This window comes from Alsobacter sp. R-9 (assembly GCF_054612375.1).
Genome location: NZ_JBTSWJ010000015.1, coordinates 20,137 through 38,954, shown reverse-complemented (window position 1 = coordinate 38,954; position 18,818 = coordinate 20,137). Strand labels below are relative to the sequence as shown.

The window sequence follows — 18,818 nt, the reverse complement described above, 5'->3', positions numbered from 1 at the left end:
CTGCGACAACTCTGCGGTGAACCGATGGTCTCCCCTCTCGTAGACGGGAGACCGCGCCGCAGGATCATCGCCATGTCGAGAGCCGCTTCCCCGCTGCCGATCAACCGCCGCCACCTGGTCGCCGGCCTCGCCGCCACGGCTCTGGCCCCCGTGCCGGCCGCCGTCGCGCAGGTCAGCGGGCGGACGGCGTGGCCGTTCAGCTTCGCTGGTCTCGACGGCGGCGAGATCCGCCTGTCCCAGTTCGAGGGGCGGCCCGTGTTGGTCGTCAACACGGCGTCCTTCTGCGGCTACGCCTCGCAGTTCGGCAGCCTGCAGACGCTCTACGCCCGCCTGTCGCCGCGCGGGCTCGCGATGATCGGCGTGCCGTCGAACGACTTCGGCGGCCAGGAGCCCGGCCCGCCGGCCGAGACGATCCAGATCGCCCGCTCGCACGGCGTCGCCTTCCCCATGGCTGCCAAGACGAAGGTCGTCGGCGCCGACGCCCATCCGTTCTACCGCTGGACCGCCGCCGAGCGGCCGCGGGAGGTGCCGCGGTGGAACTTCCACAAGTACCTGATCGGGATCGACGGCCGCATCGCTGAAGTGTTCGCGACCCCTGTCGACCCGCTCGACGCCCGCATCACGGTCGCGGTGGAGAAGGAACTCGCCAAGCGCGCCTGACCCCACCGCTTCCCTTCGCTAGGAAACCGGTCCATACGTGGCGGTGTGGATCGGGGGATCGGCGCAATGGGGGACACGGGCGGCGACTGGCGTGAGGAACTCGCGGCAGCGGAGGCCATCGGGCGTGAGGCGGGCGACCTGATGCGCCGGCGGTTCCTGGCGCGGACGCCGGGGACCTTCAGCCTCAAGGGCCAGCAGGACTACCTGACGGAGACGGACGGCGAGGTCGAGCGGATGGTGGCCGCGCGGCTTGCCGAGCGCTTCCCCGGCGACGGACTGATCGGCGAGGAGGGCGCCAGTCGTCCGGGCGAGCGGCTCTGGATCGTCGACCCCATCGACGGTACCGCCAACTTCGCCCGCGGCATCTCGCACTTCTGCATCTCCGTCGCGCTTGTCGCGGGCGGCCGACCTGTGGTGGGCGTCATCTACGATCCGATGCTCGACGAGATGTTCGCCGCGCGACTCGGGGGAGGCGCGACACTCAACGGCCGGCCGATGGCTGTGTCGGGCCTCGCGAGCATGACGAACGCCTCGGTGGAGTGCGGCTGGAGCCTGCGCGTGCCGATGGAGACCTACCACGCGATGATCCGCCGCATCACGGACCGCGGCGCCGGCCTGTACCGGATGGGCTCCGGTGCGCTCGGCATGGCCTATGTCGCCGCCGGCCGGATCGATGGGTACTGCGAGTTGCACATCAATGCGTGGGACGTGCTCGCCGGCGTGCTCCTGGTCGAGGAGGCCGGAGGACGCTGCAGCGCCTTCCTCGCGGGCAACGGGCTCAGGGAAGGCAATCCCATCCTCGGATCGACACCGGCCCTGTTCGACACGCTGTCGGAGCTGACCGGCATCCGTTGACCGACGCCGTGTAATCGAGCAACCTACGGAATAACAATGAACTTCGGGAGGAGCATGACATGACCATGACAGTTCGCCTCAAGGCGCTCGCCCTGTCGTCCGCAGCCGCGGTCGCGATCTTCGCCGGGGCCGGCGCCGCCCAGGCGCAGGGCCAGCTCACCGTCTACTGCGGGGTGCAGGAGGAGTGGTGCCGGCCGATGGTCGACGCCTTCGAGAAGGCGACCGGCGTCAAGGTCGCGATGACCCGCAAGAGCTCGGGCGAGATCTATGCGCAGGTGAAGGCCGAGGCGGCTAACCCGCGCGGCGACATCTGGTGGGGCGGCACGGGCGATCCCCACATGCAGGCCGCCGAGGAGGGCCTGACGGAGGAGTACAAGTCGCCGAAGCTCGCCGAGCTGAACGACTGGGCCGTGCGCCAGTGGGAGCAGTCGAAGGGCCGGACCGTCGGGATCTACTCCGGCGCGCTGGGCTTCGCCTACAACACCAAGCAGCTCGCCGCGAAGGGCATCCCGGACCTGAAGTGCTGGGCGGACCTGCTCAACCCGAAGCTCAAGGACGAGGTGCAGGTCGCCGACCCGAACTCCTCGGGCACGGCCTACACGATGCTCGCCACGCTCGTGCAGATCATGGGCGAGGACAAGGCCTTCGACTACATGAAGAAGCTGCACGCCAACGTGAATCAGTACACGAAGTCGGGTGCCGCTCCGGCCAAGGCCACGAGCCTCGGCGAGACGACCGTCGGCATCGCCTTCCTGCATGACCACGTGACGATGATCGTCGAGGGCGCGCCCATGAAGGCGGTCGCCCCCTGCGAGGGCACGGGCTACGAGATCGGCTCGATGTCGATCATCAAGGGCTCGAAGAACCTCGACAACGCCAAGAAGTGGTACGACTGGGCGCTGACGCCCGAGGCGCAGGCGCTCGCTGCCAATGCGCGCTCGTACCAGGTGCCGTCGAACAAGGCGACGCCGATCCCGCCGCAGGCGCCCAAGCTCGCCGACATCAAGCTGATCAACTACGACTTCGCCAAGTACGGCTCGTCGGCGGAGCGCCGGCGCCTTCTGGCCAAGTGGGACCAGGAGGTCAAGGCGCAGCCGAAGTGATCCGGCTGGGCTGACCGATCCGGGGGGCGGGGGCGACCATGCGACACCAGAATGCGGGACGGGCCGAGGCCCTCCCGCTGGCGCTGCTCGCGCTCGCCGCCTACTGCCTGCTGCCCTGGTACTGGCTCGATTTCTCCGGGGGCGCTCCTGCCCTCGGCTCCTGGCCATCGGGAGCCGCGGGCCCGGCCCTCGTGCTGGGCTTCCGCGGCGCCTGGTGGCTGCTTCCCATCCTCCTGCCGCTGGGGCTCACGCTTCTCGCGGTGCTTCAGCCTCGCGACGCGCCGGGGCGCTGGCGGCTTCTCGTGGCCGCCGGGGCCCTCGGCCTCTTCGTCACGCTCGGGCAGGGCTTCGGGATCGGCCTCAAGGGCTGGTCTTGGGGCTGGCTCGCCACGCTCGCCGGCACGCCCGGGCCGTCGCAGGCGGGCTTCGGCCTCGGCGCCAGCGTCGTCCTGTCGGTCTTCCTCCTCATCCTGTGCCGCGGCCTCGCCGAGGCCGGGTGGTGCCGGGGCGACGTCTTCGTCGTCACCTCGATCGGCGTCGTGGTGTCGCTGGTCGCGCTGTTCGTCTTCTTCCCGATCTCGAAGGTGCTCATCAGCGCCGTGCGGGACAACGACGGCAGCTTCGTGCCGGGGCTGTTCCTCACCAAGCTCGCCGACCGCTCGATCTGGGGGCTCGACTGCCTCTACGGCCCGCTGCGCTGCGGCGTCGCCTGGAACACGCTGCTGCTCGGGGTGCTGGTCGGCTTCGGCAGCACGGCGCTGGGGCTCGCCTTCGCACTCATCGCCACGCGGTCCGGTTTCAAGGGCAAGAAGGCGCTGCGCGTCCTCTCGATCCTGCCGATCATCACGCCGCCCTTCGTCATCGGCCTCGCGCTGATCCTGCTCTTCGGCCGGTCCGGCGTCGTCTCCAACGTGCTGTTCGAGTGGTTCGACGTTCCCCGCTCGCGCTGGATCTACGGCCTGCCGGGCGTCCTGATCGCACAACTTCTGGCCTTCACGCCCATCGCGTTCCTCGTGCTCGTCGGCGTGGTGCAGGGCATCAGTCCCTCGCTCGAGGAGGCCTCGCAGACGCTGCGCGCCAACCGGTGGACGACCTTCCGCACGGTGACGCTGCCACTGATGCGCCCGGGTCTCGCCAACGCCTTCCTGCTCGGCTTCGTCGAGAGCCTCGCCGACTTCGGCAACCCGCTCGTGCTGGGCGGCAATTTCGAGGTGCTGTCGACCAAGATCTTCTTCGCCGTCGTCGGCGCGGCGACGGACGAAGGGCGCGCCGCCGTGCTGTCGATCGTGCTGCTCGTCTTCACGCTCGGCGCGTTCTGGCTGCAGCAGGTCTGGCTCGGCAAGAAGACGTACACGACCGTGACGGGCAAGGGCGACAGCGGGCTGCCCGCGCCGCTGCCGCGGCGTGTCGCGTGGCTCGCCTACGCCATCGCGCTGCCGTGGGCGCTGTTCACGGCGGTGGTCTATGCCCTGATCATCGTCGGCGGCTTCGTGAAGAGCCTCGGGCGCGACTACACGCCGACGCTGGCGCACTACATCACCGCCTTCCGGATCGACACGAGCGACGGCCTGCGCTTCGCCGGCAGCGCCTGGGACAGCTTCTTCGCCACCGTGTATGTGGCCGGCATGGCGGCACCCGTGACGGCCGCGATCGGCCTGCTGACCGGCTGGCTGCTGACCCGCAACCGCTTCGGCGGCAAGGGCGCCTTCGAGTTCGCGACGCTCCTGAGCTTCGCGATCCCGGGCACCGTCGTCGGCGTCAGCTACATCCTGGCGTTCAACGTGCCCCCCTTCGAGATCACCGGCACCGCCCTCATCCTCGTCATCTGCTTCGTGTTCCGGAACATGCCGGTCGGCGTGCGCGCCGGCATCGCGACGCTGAGCCAGATCGACAAGTCGCTCGACGAGGCGTCGCTGACGCTCGGGGCCCGCTCGGCGACGACCGTGCGCCGCATCCTGCTGCCGCTGCTGCGCCCGGCGGTGGTGGCGGCGCTGGTCTATTCGTTCGTGCGTGCCATGACGGCGGTGAGCGCGGTGATCTTCCTCGTCTCCGCCAAGTACAACATGGCGACGACCTACATCGTCGGTCGCGTCGAGGCCGGCGAGTTCGGCCTCGCCATCGCCTATTCCTCGGCGCTCATCGTGGTGATGCTGGCGGCGATCCTGCTGATCGAGCTCCTCGTCGGCGAGCGTCGGCTCGGGAGGCGCGGCGCGCCGTCGATGCCCGTGGCGGCGGGAGGATGAACATGCAACCCGCGCGTGCGACGACAGGGGAGGGCCGCTGATGGCCAAGGCGCCGGCATCGGTCGAGTTCCGCAACGTCACCAAGGCCTATGGCTCGGTGACGGCCGTCGACGACGTCTCCTTCGTCATCGAGCCGGGGACGCTGGTCACGCTGCTCGGCCCGTCGGGCTGCGGAAAGACGACCACACTGCGTCTCATCGCCGGGCTCGAGATGGCGACGTCCGGTTCCATCCGCATCGGCGACCGCGACGTCACCCGGCTTTCGGCGGCCGACCGGGACGTCAGCATGGTGTTCCAGTCCTACGCCCTGTTCCCGCACATGAACGTGCTGGAGAACGTCGCCTACGGGCCGAGCGTGCAGGGCCTCCCGCGCCAGCAGGCGCAGCAGATGGCGGCGGAGAAACTCGCCCTCGTCGGCCTCTCCGGCCTCGAGAAGCGGGCGCCCTCCGAGCTCTCGGGCGGCCAGCAGCAGCGCGTCGCGGTGGCGCGTGCGCTCGTGCTGGAGCCGCAGGTGCTGCTGTTCGACGAGCCGCTGTCGAACCTCGACGCCAAGCTGCGCCGGCGCGTGCGCGAGGAAATCCGCGAGCTGCAGCTCAAGCTGAACCTGACCGTCGCCTACGTCACCCACGACCAGGAGGAGGCGCTGGCCGTCTCCGACAGGATCATCGTGATGTCCAACGCGCGCATCGCCCAGCGCGGCACACCCCGCGAGCTCTACGAGGAGCCCGCGAACCTCTTCGTCGCCGACTTCATCGGCGATGCCAACGTCATCGACGCCGAGGTGGTGGAGGAGCGCGGCGAGCGGGGCCTCGTCCGCCTCGGGCCGCTGCAAATGGACCTGCCCCGCCGCGGCGCGCCGCGCGGCCCGGTCAAGCTGGCGATCCGGCCGGACGCGGCGGCGCTGTCGTCGGTGGCGGTGGCTCAGGGGCTGGAGGGCCAGGTCGCCAAGGCCGCTTATCTCGGCCGGCAGCGGGAGTACACGATCTCGACCGCGGTGGGGGATCTCTTCGTGGTCGACCGCGGCCGTGCCGACGAGCGCCCGGTCGGATCGGCCGTATGGCTGGATTTCGGAGGCGACGGCATCGTCGTGCTCCCGCCCGAGCGCGCATGAAAAAAGCCCCGCCGGGGGTTGCTGGCGGGGCTTGAAGTCGAGGGTCGGGGTCAAAGGCCGGGCGTGCCGGCCTCGAATGAACAGACCCTAGCCTCGGCTGTCCGTTCGTGATGTGCGAAATCGCACATCACAGCTCCTCGTGTGCCGCCCGGGCGTCGAGACCCCGGCGGATCCACCACCAGCCCGTGACCGCAAGGCCAACGCCGGCCACGCTGCCGAGCACCCAGATGCCCGAGCGGGGCCACGTCCAGACCAGCACCAGCCAGACGAGCGCGCTCACGGCCGCGGCGACGCCCAGCATGGACCAGCCGTGCAGCGGCCGGTCCCGGAACCACGCCGCGATGCGGAACACCGCCCCGGTGACGAAGGCTGCCGTGAGCACGAGCGTCAGCCAGAACGATCCGGTGAGCGGCTCGGCGACGATGACGACCCCGACAATGACGTAGAGCAGCGCGGGGGCGAGGTCGCTGACGAACTCCCGCCACGCGCGGCCGAAGACGGCGAGCAGACCCTCGGCCACGCCGCCGACGATCATGAACAGGCCGATCAGGATCGGGTTGTCGGATCCGCCGAATAGCACCTTGTAGAAGCACGTCGCCGCAAGGACGATCAGCAGCGCACCCAGCCCCAGGGGCCACTGCCAGTTCGTGGCGGGCGGCGGCGTCGCCGGTTCCGGGGGAAGGGAGCTCTGGATCGGTTCAGACATGGCGGCTGGCCTCGGATCGTGTCCGCGGACTATCGCCGTCCGGGGCCGGCTTGGCCAGAGCCTGCTGCGACAATGCCGAAATGCCGCCAAGGTGTCGCCCATCCGGGAACCAAATGCCCCGCCATGAATCATGGTGGTGGTTGTTCCGCCGAAGGTGACCAGGATGCCGTTTCTCTCTGCTGCCTGCCTCGAGACCGACCCGCGCGGCCTGGCGCTGCTGCGCCGCTGCCTGGCGACCGACGCCGCGTACCGGGTGCAGACGGCAAGGCCGGTTCCCGCAGGGCGACCGCCGCAGACGCCGCAGCGGTCCCGGCCCGCTGCAAGGCCCCTGTTCAGGGCAGGCCTCGGCCTGTGGCACGATACGGCAGACGGGCGGTACTGACCTCACGTTCCCTTCCGGCCGCGGCCGTGGTTTGATGGGGTGTCGCCCATCGGACACGTCCCCACATGCTGCAGCGTCATTCCGCTCCGGCGGCAGCACGGATCGACATGCGGCGGCTGCTCGACGCCGCCGCGGCGCGGCTTGACGACGCCGGCATCCCCCGACACCGATCGGTCCACGAGGCGCGGCGCGCAATAAAGGTGCTGCGGGCCCTCCTTCGGCTGTTGCCCGGCGACACCAGCCGTGCCGACGCGGACCTCAAGGCGCTCGCCCGCTCCCTGGCTCCGGCACGCGACCTGCGGGTCGTCGCGGCCACGGCAAAGGCAGCGGCCCTGCGATCCGGCAGTCGGTCCGCACGGCGTCTGCTGAACGGAGTCGCACGCGAGCGCGAGGCGGAGGCCCGGCGTCTCGAGGCTGCACCGCACCCGCACCCCCGGATCGCCGGCGTGCGGCGGCGGCTCGCGTCCCTCGAGAGCGACGTCGACCCCGAGATGGTCGTGGCCCACGTCTCCCGCCGGCTGGCGAAGGCGCGGCGTCGCCTCGTCCAGGCGCTGAAGGCCGCCGATCCCGAAGTCATTCATGACGCCCGCACGCTGACCGTCAGGGCCCAACTGCAACTGGCGGGACTTCGCGACCTCGCGGGCAAGCAGCCTGGCCGCCGGGTGCGACGCCTCGACAGGCTGCGTGACGTGCTGGGCGAGCACCATGATCTCGCGATGCTGCGGGAGGTCGTCACCGCCTCGGTTGCGAAGGATGGGAAGGGAAGGAGACCGGCCCTGCGCGGGATCGACCGGCGGATGGCCGCCCTGGAGGCCGAGGCGGACCGGCGGCTTCGCAGGGCCTTCCCGCCTTCGCCCTCGCGGGTCGCGAGCCGACTTGCGCGTGCCTTGGCCGAGGCCCGGACTTGACGGGCATCGCCGACCCCGGGTCGTTCATCCGGCTTCACACGCGGCTCATCCCGGTGCCGCACGCACCGGAGATCGTCCTGCACTTAGCCGACGAGGCAACGCCCTTGTGGAGCCGCACCGAGGAGGAACTGGGCGAGATCGGCCTGCCGCCGCCGTTCTGGGCCTTCGCGTGGGCCGGCGGGCAGGCCATCGCCCGCCATCTGCTCGACCATCCGGACCTCGTGCGGGGTGCGCGCGTCCTCGACTTCGCGACCGGCTCGGGGCTGGCCGGCATCGCCGCCGCGAAGGCCGGCGCAGCCTCGGTGACCGCAACCGACATCGACGCCTTCGCGGTGACGGCGGCCCACCTCAACGCGGCCGCGAACGGGGTTTCGCTGGAGGCAGAGCTTGCCGACGTGATCGGCGAGGACCGGGGGTGGGACGTCGTGCTGGCCGGCGACGTCTTCTACGAGCGCGACATGGCGGACCGCGTCGCGGGGTGGCTGGGCCGGCTGGCAGCCCGTGGCGCGGCGGTGCTGGTGGGAGACCCCGGGCGTTCCTACCTGCGTCGAGACCTGATGGACGCTGTCGCGACCTACATCGTCCCGACGACGCGCGAGCTCGAGGATTCCGAGACGAAGCGCACCACCGTGTGGCGTTTCCGCGCGCCTGCCCCGTGACGGGGTTCCCCGTGCACGGCAGCGGGGGGCATGCTAGAACCACGGCGATCCGACGATGCAGGAGCGACGCATGGCATCGGAACGGGCTCACCGGCTTGGCCCCGGCGGGCCCTCCTCGCATGGGCACGGCCCTCACGGCCACGCCTGCCACGGCCACGACCACGGCGGGGCAGCGGCTCCCTGCGCGCATGCCCACGACCGGGCCGCGCAGGTTCCCGTCGCGCTGGCCGAGGTCGAGCGGCGCTGCGGCGCGCAGAAGCTCAAGCTGACGCCCATCCGCCGGCAGGTGCTGGAGGCGCTCTACGCCAGTCACAGGCCCGCCAGCGCCTACGAGCTCATCGACGTGCTGGCGGAGGGCGGCGAGAAGAAGCATGCGCCGGTCACGGTCTACCGGGCGCTGGACTTCCTGCTCGAGCACGGGTTCGCCCACCGGCTGGAGAGCCGCAACGCCTTCATTGCGTGCCCCTTCCACCACGAGCCGGGCGAACTCGTCGTCTTCATGATCTGCGAGAGCTGCGGCGGCGTCGACGAGGCGGTGTCCGACGGTCTCTCGGCGGCGCTGGCCGAGCTCGCCGGCGCCCATGCCTTCCGGCCGCGGGCCCGCGTGATCGAGCTCGCCGGCCGCTGCGCCCACTGTACCGACTGATCCCACCCTCCCGGACGACCGCCATGAACGCCCCCCTGCCCACCGACTGTCTCCCCGCCCCCGTCGCCTCGGGGCCGGCGGAGCGGCATCGGACCGTCCCCGTCGCCGTCGGCTCCGTGATCGTGGGCGGCGGCGCGCCGGTGGTCGTGCAGTCGATGACGAACACCGACACGGCCGACATCGAGTCGACCGTCCGGCAGGTGGCGCAACTGGCGCGGGCGGGATCCGAGCTGGTCCGCATCACGGTCGACCGCGACGAGGCGGCGGCGGCGGTGCCGCACATCCGCGAGCGCCTCGACCGCATGGGCGTTGCCGTGCCACTCGTCGGCGACTTCCACTACATCGGCCACAAGCTGCTCGCCGACCATCCTGCCTGCGCCGAGGCGCTGGCGAAGTACCGGATCAACCCCGGCAACGTCGGCTTCAAGGACAAGAAGGACCGCCAGTTCTCCGCCATCGTCGAGATGGCGATCCGCCACGACAAGGCCGTGCGTATCGGGGCAAACTGGGGTTCTCTCGATCAGGAGTTGCTGACGCACCTGATGGACGTCAATGCGCGCAGCGCCGCGCCTCTAGACGCCCGCGCGGTGACCCGCGAGGCGATGGTGCAGTCGGCCCTGCTGTCGGCCGTGCGGGCCGAGGAGATCGGCCTCCCGCGCAACCGCATCATCCTCTCCGCCAAGGTGTCGGCGGTGCAGGACCTGATCGCCGTCTACCGCATGCTGGCGCAGCGCTCGGACTACGCCATCCACCTCGGCCTCACCGAGGCCGGGATGGGTTCGAAGGGCATCGTCGCCTCGTCGGCCGCCATGGGCATCCTGCTGCAGGAGGGCATCGGCGACACGATCCGGGTGTCGCTGACGCCGGAGCCCGGCGGCGACCGCACGCTGGAGGTGAAGGTCGCGCAGGAACTGCTGCAGACCATGGGCTTCCGCACCTTCGTGCCGCTGGTTGCCGCCTGCCCGGGTTGCGGGCGGACGACCTCGACCGTGTTCCAGGAACTGGCACGCGACATCCAGGACTGGATCTCCACCTCCATGCCGGACTGGAAGAAGACCTATCCGGGCGTCGAGTCGCTCAACGTCGCCGTCATGGGCTGCATCGTGAACGGACCGGGCGAGTCCAAGCACGCGGACATCGGCATCTCGCTGCCCGGCACGGGCGAGGCCCCGACCGCGCCGGTGTTCATCGACGGGAAGAAGGCGGCGACGCTGCGTGGCCCGACGCTGGCCGCCGACTTCAAGGACATGGTGCGCACCTACATCGAGACACGCTACGGCGCGGGGGCGCGCTGAGCCCCGTCAGGGCGTCAAGCGACCCGTGCGGCAGAAGCCGTCCAGCGCCTCGCGCCACGGCGCCGTGTCGATGCCCTGTGCGGCGATCCAGGCGTCGTCGAAGTAGCTCTTGAGGTAGCGCTCGCCGGGGTCGCAGATCAGCGTGACGATGCTGCCCGTTTCGTCACGCGCCAGCATCTCCTCGGCGAGGCGCAGGGCGCCCCAGAGATTGGTTCCCGTGGAGCCGCCGCACTTGCGGCCCATCATGCCCTCGAGCCAGTGGACGGTGGCGAGCGACGCGGCGTCCGGCACCCGGATCATGCGGTCGACGACGGTGCGCAGGAAGGACGGCTCCACCCGCGGGCGGCCGATGCCCTCGATGCGCGACGGGCGGGGCGACGTCAGGGTGGCGTCGCCGGTCTCGAAGTAGTCGGCGAAGACGGAGTGCTCCGGATCGACGACGCACAGCTGCGTCGTGCCGGAGAGATTGCCGTGGTAGCGGATGAAGCGCCCGATCGTGGAGGAGGTGCCGCCCGTGCCGGCGCTGACGACGACCCAGCGCGGCACGGGATGTCGCTCCCGGGCCATCTGGGCGAAGATCGACTCGGCGATGTTGTTGTTGCCGCGCCAGTCCGTCGCCCGCTCGGCGTAGGTGAACTGGTCCATGTAGTGGCCGCCGAGGTTGCGGGCGAGGTCACGCGCCTCGGCGTAGATCGACCCGGCCGGAACGCGGCGGCACTCGCCGCCGTAGAATTCGATGGCCCTGATCTTCTCCGGCGCCGTGCTATCGGGCACGACGGCGATGAAGCGCAGGCCGAGCAGCCGGGCGAAGTAGGCCTCGGAGATCGCCGTGGATCCCGACGAGGATTCGACGATGACGGTCTGAGGTCCGATCCAGCCGTTGCACAGCCCGTAGAGGAACAGCGACCGGGCGAGGCGGTGCTTGAGGCTGCCGGACGGGTGGGTCGACTCGTCCTTCAGGTAGAGATCGATGCCAGCAAGGCAGGGCAGATCGAGCCGGATGAGGTGGGTGTCGGCGGAGCGGTTGAAGTCCGCGGCGATGGCCGCGACCGCCTCCCGCACCCACGAGGACGTGGACTTGCCCGTCACGACCGGCGCTCGGCGGCGAAGCGGGCGGCCTGGCGCAGCGTGTCGGCCTCGGGGCCGAAGGCGGCGAGCGCCGCCATGGCCGCCGCTGCCAGCCGGTCCCGTTCAGCGCGGGCGCCGTCGAGCCCGAGCAGCCCGACGAGCGTGGCCTTGCCGCGGCCCGCGTCCTTGCCGGTCGCCTTGCCCATCGCTTCGGGCGATGCCTCGACGTCAAGGATGTCGTCGGCGACCTGGAAGGCGGCGCCGAGCGCCTTGCCGTAGGCGAGCAGCGCGGCACGGACGGCGCGGGGTGCGCTCGCGGCGACGGCGCCGGCCTCGGCCGCATAGGCGAGGAGGGCGCCCGTCTTCATCGCCTGCAGCCGGACGATGTCCGCCTGCCCGAGTGCGAGCGGAACCCCGGCGGCGTAGCGGCCCTCCGCCTCGAGGTCGAGCATCTGGCCGCCCGCCATGCCGCCGAGGCCGGCGGCGCGCGCCAGGCCGAGCACGAGGTCGGCCCGGGCGCCGGGGTCGGGATGGGTGAGAGGGTCGGCCATGACGTCGAAGGCGTAGGTCAGCAGGCTGTCGCCCGCGAGGATCGCAGCCGCCTCGTCCATGTGCCGGTGCAGGGTCGGGCGGCCGCGCCGCAGGTCGTCGTCGTCCATCGACGGCAGGTCGTCGTGCACGAGCGAATAGCAGTGCACCATCTCCAGCGCGCAGGCGGCGCGCAGCGGGCCGTCGCCCTCCGCGTCAAGCATCCGCGCGCTCTCCACGACTAGGAAGGGGCGGAGCCGCTTGCCGCCGCCGAGCGCGGCATAGCGCATGGCGTCGAGGAGCCGCACGGGCCGGGCGATCTCGCCCGCCAGCGGCTGCGGCGACAGCAGGCGGTCGAGCATCGCTTCGACGGCGCTGGCGCAGGCCGTGAGCCGGGCCTCGATGTCGCCGGACGTGGGATTGCCCATGCGGGTCTCCATCCCCAACGGGGGCATCCGTCCCGCTTGCCCTATCGCCCCCATTCGGTCAAGGCTCGGGCCATGGCGTCGCGCGAGGGTTCGGGCGGAAGGCGGGGCGGCGGCGTCAGTCGCTGGGTGCGGCGCCTCGCCCGCATCGCCGGCTGGAGCGTGGCGGCGGCGCTCGCTCTGGTGGCGGCGCTCACCGCGCTGTGGGCATTCGTCCCGCCCGTCTCCACGCTGATGGTCGGACGCACCGTGACCCTGCAACCCGTCGACCGGCGATGGGTGCCTTTCGAGGCGATCTCGCCGCGGCTGGTGGCGTCCGTCCTGATGTCGGAGGACGCACGCTACTGCCAGCACGGCGGCGTCGACTGGGACGCCCTGCGCGAGGTGATCGAGGACGCGGAGGACGGCTCGCCGAGCCGCGGAGCCTCGACCATCACGATGCAGGTCGCCAAGAACCTCTTCCTCTGGCCGTCGCGGTCGTACGTGCGCAAGGGTCTTGAGATTCCGCTCGCGCTGTGGCTCGACCTCGCGCTGTCGAAGCGGCGGGTGCTGGAGATCTACCTCAACATCGCCGAGTGGGGCCCGGGGATCTTCGGCGTGGAGGCGGCGTCGCGCGCCGCCTTTGGTAAGCCGGCGGCAAGTCTCACGCCGCGGGAGGCCGCCCTGCTCGCCACTGCGCTTCCCAATCCGGTGCGGCGTTCGGCGTCGCGACCGACACGCGGCCACGCGCGGCTCGCGGCGATCGTCATGGTGCGCGCGAACGATGCCGCGCCCTGGCTCAAGTGCCTCGGGTGAGAAAAAGGCGGCGGCACGACTGGCGTTCGGCCGCGTCTTGCTGTATGGACCCGGCTTCGAATTCGCGGCGGCCGCCGACGGCTTACGCTCGTCCTTCGCCCTGCCGCCTGTCACCGGAGAGTTCCATGGCCGTTCCGAAGAGAAAGACCTCGCCGTCCAAGCGCGGCATGCGCCGGTCCGCCGACGCCCTGAAGCAGCCGACCTACGTCGAGGACAAGGATTCGGGCGAGCTGCGCCGTCCGCACCACATCGACCTGAAGACCGGCATGTACCGCGGCCGGCAGGTGCTGAAGGTGAAGTCGGAGGCCTGAGGCCTCCGCGCCGTCCGCTCAGGCGTCCACGCCGGACCGCCCTGCGACGGCTGACATCGTTCCGAGATTTCCGGACCAGCGATATGCCGCGGCGCCCACTTCGGGCGCCGCGCGCCGTTTGGCGCGGTGGTCGGGCAGTTGCGCCCGCGTCGCGAGAAGCTGCGTCACGAAGCCCGCGTCAGGCCGCGGCAGCGCATGGCGGGACCCCGCATCGCGTTCCGGCGACCCCGCGAGTGAGACGAGGGCGGTTCCGGGTGTCGACTGGGGCGTCTCGTGTGTCATGGCGGGGCGTCGTCAGACCTTAACGGAAGGTTGCCATCCCGTCGCAAGCTCCGTGCCGCCCTTAACCGCTCCTTAACCGCGGTGAACGCATCGTTTCGGCACACTCCGGGGTCGATGCGGTCTCAGAACGGGGCGGAGCGCCCCGGTCCGGCCGCCGTGAAGAGGCGGGAGCCAGCGGACATGACGGATGCAGCGGCCGAGGGAACGGCCATCAGGGGCCGCTCCGACCACCGGCCGTTCCCGCACGACCTGCGCGCCGTGCTGGGGTCCATCGGCGAGGCCGTCTACGACTGGGACGTGCCCTCCGACCGCCTCTCGTGGAGCCACCAGGCTCCGGCGATCCTCAGGACGGGTTCGACAGACGCCATCGCCTCCGGTCGGGCCTACGCCCGCCTCATCCGCCACGACACCGGCGTGTCCCGCTACGATGCCGTGATGCGCGGTGACGGGCGGGATCTCGGGCACGGCGTCGCCTTCCAGACCCGCTATGCCTTCACCGCCCCCGGCGGGGTCGTGCTGCAGATCGAGGATACGGGACGCTGGTTCGCCGGACCCGACGGGAAGCCGGCGCGCGTGCATGGCGTCGTCCGCGTTCTGCCAGCCGGCGCGGCCGGTGCCGGGTCCCAGGCCCCGCAGCAGGATCCGCTCACGGGCGCCCTCAGCCGCACCGCTCTGATCGATCTTCTCGCCGACGAGATCACCCGGGCCCGCCGGGCCCACAGTTCCATGGCGCTGGTGCTCGTCGGCATCGACGGGCTCGCAGGGATCAACGAGGCCTATGGCTTCGACGTCGCCGACGAGTCGATCGCGGAGACGGCGCGCAGGCTGCGGGCGGTCATGCGGCGCGGGGACGTTATCGCCCGTTATGCGGGCAGCAAGCTCGCGGTGGTCCTGATGGGTTGCACGGAGGAGCAGCTTCCCGTCGCGACGCAGCGCTTCGTGGCCAGCGTCCGGCAGGGGCCCGCGCCGACCAGCGGGGGCGCCGTGTCCCTGTCCGTCCGTCTCGGCGCCGTGCTGCTGCCGCGTCACGGCCAGACGGCCACCGACGCCCTGGCGCATGCCGAGGATGCGCTCGCCGACGCCAAGGCGTCGCCGACGTCGGACGTGGTGATCTTCGCGCCGGACCGGCGCAAGGCCGAGCGCCGCATGTCCAACCGGCGGCTCTCGGACGAGGTGATCTCGGCCCTGAACGACCGCCGGGTCTGCATCGCGCAACAGCCCGTGGTTGATGCGCGCACGCGAGCGGTCGTGTTCCGCGAGGCGCTGCTCCGGATCCGGTCCACGGACGGCACGCTCCTTCCGGCGGCGTTCGTCGTGCCGATGGTCGAGAAGCTCGGCTTCATGCCCATGCTGGACCAGCGGGTGCTGGAACTCGCGGCCGCCGAACTGGAGGCGGACCCGCGGCTGGTGATGTCGGTCAACGTGTCGCCGACCAGCGTCGTGCACCCGGAGTGGATCGCAACGCTGACCGCGCTCGCCGCGCCGCGGCCCTCGCTAGCCCGCCGGCTGATCGTCGAGCTCACCGAGACCTGCTTCATCCACGACATGGAGACGACACGCATCCGCGTCGCGCAGGTGAAGGATCTCGGCGTGCGCGTGGCGATCGACGACTTCGGGGCCGGGCACACGTCGTTCCGGCATCTGCGCCACCTCGGCGTGGACATGATCAAGATCGACGGAGCCTTCGTGCAGAACGTCGCCCGTTCCAGCGACGATCGCTTCTTCGTCCGCACGCTCCTCGACCTTGCCCGTCACCTAGGGGCGGAGGTGGTCGCCGAATGGGTGAACGACGAGGCCGCGGCACGACTGCTCGCGGACTGGGGCGTCCACTACCTGCAGGGCGAACTGTTCGACGAGTGCGAGGCGTCCCCGCGGCAATCCACGCCGCGTACCGGGACGGATTCCTGAGCGTCCGTCCCGCTCAGTCGCCGGAGAGCTTGTCGAGCCGCTTCTGGACCTCGGTCAGCTGACGCTTCAGCTCGTCGATCTCCGCCGGCTTGTCGGAGGCGGGCTTCGCCGGCGCCTCCGTCGTCTCGCCCTTGCTCTCGTCCAGCGGGAAGGGCGTGAACATCCGCAGGGCGTCGCGGAACATCGCCATGTTCTTCTGCACCTGCTCGTCCATCGCGTGCAGCGCCGCGTTTCCGAAGGGGTTGGCGCCGAAGGTGGAGTTCAGCTGGTCGCGGAACTTCTGCTGGTTCTGGGCCAGCGTCTCGATGGAGAACTCGAGGTAGCGCGGCACCAGCGCCTGCATGCTGTCGCCGTAGTAGCGGATGAGCTGGCGCAGCACGGTGATCGGCAGCAGGTTCTGCCCTTCCTTGGCCTCCTGCTCGAAGATGATCTGCGCCAGTACCGGACGCGTGATGTCCTCTCCCGACTTGGCATCGTACACGACGAAGTCCTCGCCGTTCTTGACCATCGTCGCGAGGTCGTCGAGCGTGACGTAGGTGCTGGTCCCGGTGTGGTACAGGCGCCGGTTGGCGTACTTCTTGATGATCGTGGGCTGCTTCTCTGTGGCCATGAACCGATCCGGGGCGCTCGTCTGTGCCGAGGTTTTCGGCGCGACCCTATCGTTTTTGTGGCAGCGCGAAAACCCGATTCCTCCGACTTTGGTCACGAAGTGGGCAGGAGACGAAACCAAAGGCTGAGAAGCACGAGCGTTCCGGCGGCTTGACGCTGGGCGAATGGCAGCAGAAAGATCGCAACGAACCGAGGGTGTCCGGCGGACATTGCACCGCAACATGGCGCCCGACCCAAACCGGAGGATCCTGCCCATGGCCACGGACATCGTCGTCGTCAGCGCTGCACGCACCGCCGTCGGCTCGTTCAACGGAGCGCTGTCGTCGCTCGCGGCGCACGAGCTGGGCGCCGTCGCGGTGAAGGCCGCGGTCGAGCGCGCCGGCATCCAGCCCGACGAGGTGGACGAGGTGATCCTCGGCCAGATCCTCGCGGCGGGCCAGGGCCAGAACCCGGCGCGCCAGGCGGCGATCAAGGCCGGCATCCCGCAGGAGAAGACGGCGTGGGGCCTGAACCAGCTCTGCGGCTCGGGCCTGCGTGCCGTCGCCATCGGGCTGCAGCAGATCGCAAACGGCGACGCCAAGGTGATCGTCGCCGGCGGCCAGGAGAGCATGTCGCAGTCCCAGCACGTCGCGCACCTGCGCAACGGCACGAAGATGGGCGACATGAAGTTCCAGGACTCCATGCTCCGCGACGGCCTGCTCGACGCCTTCCACGGCTACCACATGGGCAACACGGCCGAGAACGTGGCCACCCGCTGGCAGATCACGCGCGAGGAGCAGGATGCCTTCGCCGTGGCGTCGCAGAACAAGGCGGAGGCCGCGCAGAAGGCCGGCCGTTTTGCGGAGGAGATCGTCCCGGTGACCGTCCCCGGCCGCAAGGGCGACGTCATCGTCGACCAGGACGAGTACATCCGCCACGGCACCACCATGGATGCCGTGGCCAAGCTGCGGCCTGCCTTCTCGAAGGACGGCACGGTGACCGCCGGCAACGCGTCGGGCATCAATGACGGCGCGGCCGCCGTCGTGCTGATGACCGCCGCCGAGGCGGCGCGCCGCGGATTGACCCCTCTGGCGCGGATCGCCTCGTGGGCCACCGCCGGCGTCGACCCCGCCATCATGGGCACGGGCCCGATCCCGGCGTCGCGGAAGGCGCTGGAGAAGGCGGGCTGGAGCGTCAACGACCTCGACCTGATCGAGGCCAACGAGGCCTTCGCCGCGCAGGCGATCGCCGTGAACAAGGACCTCGGCTGGGACACCTCCAAGGTCAACGTCAACGGCGGTGCCATCGCGATCGGCCACCCGATCGGTGCGTCCGGCGCCCGCGTGTTCACCACGCTGCTGCACGAGATGAAGCGCCGCGGCGCGAAGAAGGGCCTCGCCACGCTGTGCATCGGCGGCGGCATGGGCATCGCGCTCACGGTCGAGCGCTGACAGGCTGCACGGCGTCGCGCCCCGTGCGCGGCGCCGGCCGCCTTGCCGGCGGCTCAGGCATCACTTCTCAACGAACCAGACGCAACGACGGGGGAACGCATGGCACGGGTTGCAGTCGTCACGGGTGGCACGCGGGGCATCGGCGCCGCCATCTCCAGGGCGCTCGCCGCGAAGGGCTACAAGGTGGCGGCGAACTATGCCGGCAACGACGAGGCCGCGCAGAAGTTCAAGGCCGAGACGGGCATCGCCGTTTTCAAGTGGGACGTGTCGAACCCCGACGCCTGCGCCGCCGGCCTGAAGCAGGTCGAGGCGGAACTCGGCCCCGTCGACGTGCTCGTCAACAACGCGGGCATCACGCGTGACGGCTTCTTCCAGAAGATGACGTTCGACCAGTGGAGGGCGGTGCTCGCAACCAACCTCGACAGCATGTTCACGATGACCCGCCCGGTCATCGATGGCATGCGCAGTCGCGGCTTCGGGCGCATCATCACCATCTCGTCCGTCAACGGGCAGAAGGGCCAGATGGGCCAGACCAACTATTCCGCCGCCAAGGCCGGGGTCATCGGCTTCTCGAAGGCTCTCGCGCAGGAGAACGCGACGAAGGGCATCACCGTCAACGTCATCGCCCCCGGCTACGTGGCCACGGAGATGGTGCAGGCGGTGCCGGAGGAGGTCCTGAAGACCAAGATCCTGCCGCAGATCCCCATCGGGCGCCTCGGCGAGGCGGAGGAGATCGCCGCGGCGGTGGTCTATCTCGCCAGCGACGAGGCGGCCTGGATCACGGGTTCGACCCTGTCGATCAACGGCGGCCAGTACATGGCTTAAGCCAAACATGAAGGCCGCGGCTGATGAGCCGCGGCCTTCATTGAGTTAATCTGCCGCTCCTGTCCAGTC

19 protein-coding genes are annotated in these 18,818 nt (G+C 70.4%); 15 read left to right on the top strand and 4 right to left on the bottom strand.

The window, feature by feature from the left end:
- Nucleotides 1–72 precede the first annotated feature (72 nt).
- The 5 genes from ACX9GQ_RS20785 to ACX9GQ_RS20765 all read left to right on the top strand — a co-directional run bounded on the left by ACX9GQ_RS20785 (nucleotide 73) and on the right by ACX9GQ_RS20765 (nucleotide 5,972).
- The gene (locus ACX9GQ_RS20785) at nucleotides 73–660 is read left to right on the top strand and encodes a glutathione peroxidase (RefSeq protein WP_459631508.1); all 588 of its coding nucleotides are present in this window, start codon (nucleotides 73–75) and stop codon (nucleotides 658–660) included.
- A 66-nt stretch (nucleotides 661–726) separates the two neighbouring features.
- The gene (locus tag ACX9GQ_RS20780) at nucleotides 727–1,515 is read left to right on the top strand and encodes an inositol monophosphatase family protein (RefSeq protein ID WP_459631507.1); all 789 of its coding nucleotides are present in this window, start codon (nucleotides 727–729) and stop codon (nucleotides 1,513–1,515) included.
- A gap of 65 nt (nucleotides 1,516–1,580) precedes the next feature.
- Nucleotides 1,581–2,618 carry an ABC transporter substrate-binding protein gene (locus ACX9GQ_RS20775; RefSeq protein WP_459631599.1) on the top strand — a complete coding sequence of 346 codons (1,038 nt, stop codon included), beginning with the start codon at nucleotides 1,581–1,583 and terminating at the stop codon, nucleotides 2,616–2,618.
- A 38-nt stretch (nucleotides 2,619–2,656) separates the two neighbouring features.
- On the top strand, nucleotides 2,657–4,861 hold the full coding sequence (locus ACX9GQ_RS20770; protein WP_459631506.1) for an ABC transporter permease: 2,205 nt from the start codon (nucleotides 2,657–2,659) through the stop codon (nucleotides 4,859–4,861).
- 37 nt (nucleotides 4,862–4,898) lie between these two features.
- Nucleotides 4,899–5,972: an ABC transporter ATP-binding protein gene (locus ACX9GQ_RS20765; RefSeq protein WP_459631598.1), complete on the top strand. Its 1,074-nt coding sequence runs from the start codon at nucleotides 4,899–4,901 to the stop codon at nucleotides 5,970–5,972.
- 127 nt (nucleotides 5,973–6,099) lie between these two features.
- On the opposite strand, the gene ACX9GQ_RS20760 is transcribed toward ACX9GQ_RS20765, so the two are convergent.
- Entirely contained in the window at nucleotides 6,100–6,678 is a 579-nt protein-coding gene (locus ACX9GQ_RS20760; protein ID WP_459631505.1) for an HdeD family acid-resistance protein, read from the bottom strand.
- Nucleotides 6,679–6,841: 163 nt separating this feature from the next.
- On the opposite strand from ACX9GQ_RS20760, the gene ACX9GQ_RS20755 reads away from it, so the two are divergent.
- The 5 genes from ACX9GQ_RS20755 to ispG all read left to right on the top strand — a co-directional run bounded on the left by ACX9GQ_RS20755 (nucleotide 6,842) and on the right by ispG (nucleotide 10,568).
- Nucleotides 6,842–7,060: a hypothetical protein gene (locus ACX9GQ_RS20755; RefSeq protein WP_459631504.1), complete on the top strand. Its 219-nt coding sequence runs from the start codon at nucleotides 6,842–6,844 to the stop codon at nucleotides 7,058–7,060.
- Between the two features lie 65 nt (nucleotides 7,061–7,125).
- Nucleotides 7,126–7,968, top strand: coding sequence for a CHAD domain-containing protein (locus tag ACX9GQ_RS20750; protein WP_459631503.1), 843 nt, complete (start codon nucleotides 7,126–7,128; stop codon nucleotides 7,966–7,968).
- Nucleotides 7,965–8,627 (top strand): class I SAM-dependent methyltransferase, encoded by a 663-nt coding sequence (locus ACX9GQ_RS20745; protein ID WP_459631502.1) that lies wholly within the window; start codon nucleotides 7,965–7,967, stop codon nucleotides 8,625–8,627. Before ACX9GQ_RS20750 ends, ACX9GQ_RS20745 begins: the two co-directional genes overlap by 4 nt.
- Nucleotides 8,628–8,697: 70 nt before the next feature.
- Nucleotides 8,698–9,273 (top strand): Fur family transcriptional regulator, encoded by a 576-nt coding sequence (locus ACX9GQ_RS20740; protein WP_459631501.1) that lies wholly within the window; start codon nucleotides 8,698–8,700, stop codon nucleotides 9,271–9,273.
- Nucleotides 9,274–9,296: 23 nt separating this feature from the next.
- Nucleotides 9,297–10,568 carry a flavodoxin-dependent (E)-4-hydroxy-3-methylbut-2-enyl-diphosphate synthase gene (gene ispG / locus ACX9GQ_RS20735; protein ID WP_459631500.1) on the top strand — a complete coding sequence of 424 codons (1,272 nt, stop codon included), beginning with the start codon at nucleotides 9,297–9,299 and terminating at the stop codon, nucleotides 10,566–10,568.
- 6 nt (nucleotides 10,569–10,574) lie between these two features.
- Here the strand turns inward: ispG and ACX9GQ_RS20730 are convergent, their stop codons facing one another.
- On the bottom strand, nucleotides 10,575–11,657 hold the full coding sequence (locus tag ACX9GQ_RS20730) for a PLP-dependent cysteine synthase family protein (protein ID WP_459631499.1): 1,083 nt from the start codon (nucleotides 11,655–11,657) through the stop codon (nucleotides 10,575–10,577).
- Complete coding sequence (locus ACX9GQ_RS20725) at nucleotides 11,654–12,592, bottom strand: polyprenyl synthetase family protein (RefSeq protein ID WP_459631498.1); 939 nt, start codon at nucleotides 12,590–12,592, stop codon at nucleotides 11,654–11,656. The genes ACX9GQ_RS20730 and ACX9GQ_RS20725 overlap by 4 nt, the downstream gene beginning before the upstream one ends.
- 72 nt (nucleotides 12,593–12,664) lie before the next feature.
- Between ACX9GQ_RS20725 and mtgA the strand changes: the two genes are divergently transcribed.
- The 3 genes from mtgA (at nucleotide 12,665) to ACX9GQ_RS20710 (ending at nucleotide 15,885) form a co-directional block, all read left to right on the top strand.
- Nucleotides 12,665–13,384 carry a monofunctional biosynthetic peptidoglycan transglycosylase gene (gene mtgA, locus ACX9GQ_RS20720; protein WP_459631497.1) on the top strand — a complete coding sequence of 240 codons (720 nt, stop codon included), beginning with the start codon at nucleotides 12,665–12,667 and terminating at the stop codon, nucleotides 13,382–13,384.
- 125 nt (nucleotides 13,385–13,509) lie between these two features.
- Nucleotides 13,510–13,695 carry a 50S ribosomal protein L32 gene (gene rpmF / locus ACX9GQ_RS20715; protein WP_459631496.1) on the top strand — a complete coding sequence of 62 codons (186 nt, stop codon included), beginning with the start codon at nucleotides 13,510–13,512 and terminating at the stop codon, nucleotides 13,693–13,695.
- Nucleotides 13,696–14,157: 462 nt separating this feature from the next.
- Nucleotides 14,158–15,885, top strand: coding sequence for an EAL domain-containing protein (locus tag ACX9GQ_RS20710; RefSeq protein ID WP_459631495.1), 1,728 nt, complete (start codon nucleotides 14,158–14,160; stop codon nucleotides 15,883–15,885).
- Nucleotides 15,886–15,898: 13 nt separating this feature from the next.
- Here ACX9GQ_RS20710 and phaR read toward each other — a convergent pair whose 3' ends face one another.
- Entirely contained in the window at nucleotides 15,899–16,495 is a 597-nt protein-coding gene (phaR, locus tag ACX9GQ_RS20705) for a polyhydroxyalkanoate synthesis repressor PhaR (protein WP_459631494.1), read from the bottom strand.
- A 253-nt stretch (nucleotides 16,496–16,748) separates the two neighbouring features.
- Between phaR and ACX9GQ_RS20700 the strand changes: the two genes are divergently transcribed.
- Together ACX9GQ_RS20700 and phbB are read left to right on the top strand one after the other, a co-directional pair.
- On the top strand, nucleotides 16,749–17,924 hold the full coding sequence (locus ACX9GQ_RS20700; protein ID WP_459631493.1) for an acetyl-CoA C-acetyltransferase: 1,176 nt from the start codon (nucleotides 16,749–16,751) through the stop codon (nucleotides 17,922–17,924).
- A gap of 99 nt (nucleotides 17,925–18,023) precedes the next feature.
- Nucleotides 18,024–18,749: an acetoacetyl-CoA reductase gene (phbB, locus tag ACX9GQ_RS20695; RefSeq protein ID WP_459631492.1), complete on the top strand. Its 726-nt coding sequence runs from the start codon at nucleotides 18,024–18,026 to the stop codon at nucleotides 18,747–18,749.
- The last annotated feature ends 69 nt before the right edge of the window (nucleotides 18,750–18,818 follow it).

Bases quoted from the DNA above. Each gene is read 5' to 3' on its own strand.
- ACX9GQ_RS20700 (WP_459631493.1), top strand. From the start codon at position 16,749: ATGGCCACGGACATCGTCGTCGTCAGCGCTGCACGCACCGCCGTCGGC.
- ACX9GQ_RS20740 (WP_459631501.1), top strand. From the start codon at position 8,698: ATGGCATCGGAACGGGCTCACCGGCTTGGCCCCGGCGGGCCCTCCTCG.
- ACX9GQ_RS20710 (WP_459631495.1), top strand. From the start codon at position 14,158: ATGACGGATGCAGCGGCCGAGGGAACGGCCATCAGGGGCCGCTCCGAC.
- rpmF (WP_459631496.1), top strand. From the start codon at position 13,510: ATGGCCGTTCCGAAGAGAAAGACCTCGCCGTCCAAGCGCGGCATGCGC.
- ACX9GQ_RS20775 (WP_459631599.1), top strand. From the start codon at position 1,581: ATGACAGTTCGCCTCAAGGCGCTCGCCCTGTCGTCCGCAGCCGCGGTC.
- ACX9GQ_RS20770 (WP_459631506.1), top strand. From the start codon at position 2,657: ATGCGACACCAGAATGCGGGACGGGCCGAGGCCCTCCCGCTGGCGCTG.
- ACX9GQ_RS20755 (WP_459631504.1), top strand. From the start codon at position 6,842: ATGCCGTTTCTCTCTGCTGCCTGCCTCGAGACCGACCCGCGCGGCCTG.
- mtgA (WP_459631497.1), top strand. From the start codon at position 12,665: ATGGCGTCGCGCGAGGGTTCGGGCGGAAGGCGGGGCGGCGGCGTCAGT.
- ACX9GQ_RS20760 (WP_459631505.1), bottom strand. From the start codon at position 6,678: ATGTCTGAACCGATCCAGAGCTCCCTTCCCCCGGAACCGGCGACGCCG.
- phaR (WP_459631494.1), bottom strand. From the start codon at position 16,495: ATGGCCACAGAGAAGCAGCCCACGATCATCAAGAAGTACGCCAACCGG.
- ACX9GQ_RS20725 (WP_459631498.1), bottom strand. From the start codon at position 12,592: ATGGGCAATCCCACGTCCGGCGACATCGAGGCCCGGCTCACGGCCTGC.
- phbB (WP_459631492.1), top strand. From the start codon at position 18,024: ATGGCACGGGTTGCAGTCGTCACGGGTGGCACGCGGGGCATCGGCGCC.
- ACX9GQ_RS20785 (WP_459631508.1), top strand. From the start codon at position 73: ATGTCGAGAGCCGCTTCCCCGCTGCCGATCAACCGCCGCCACCTGGTC.
- ACX9GQ_RS20780 (WP_459631507.1), top strand. From the start codon at position 727: ATGGGGGACACGGGCGGCGACTGGCGTGAGGAACTCGCGGCAGCGGAG.
- ispG (WP_459631500.1), top strand. From the start codon at position 9,297: ATGAACGCCCCCCTGCCCACCGACTGTCTCCCCGCCCCCGTCGCCTCG.
- ACX9GQ_RS20750 (WP_459631503.1), top strand. From the start codon at position 7,126: ATGCTGCAGCGTCATTCCGCTCCGGCGGCAGCACGGATCGACATGCGG.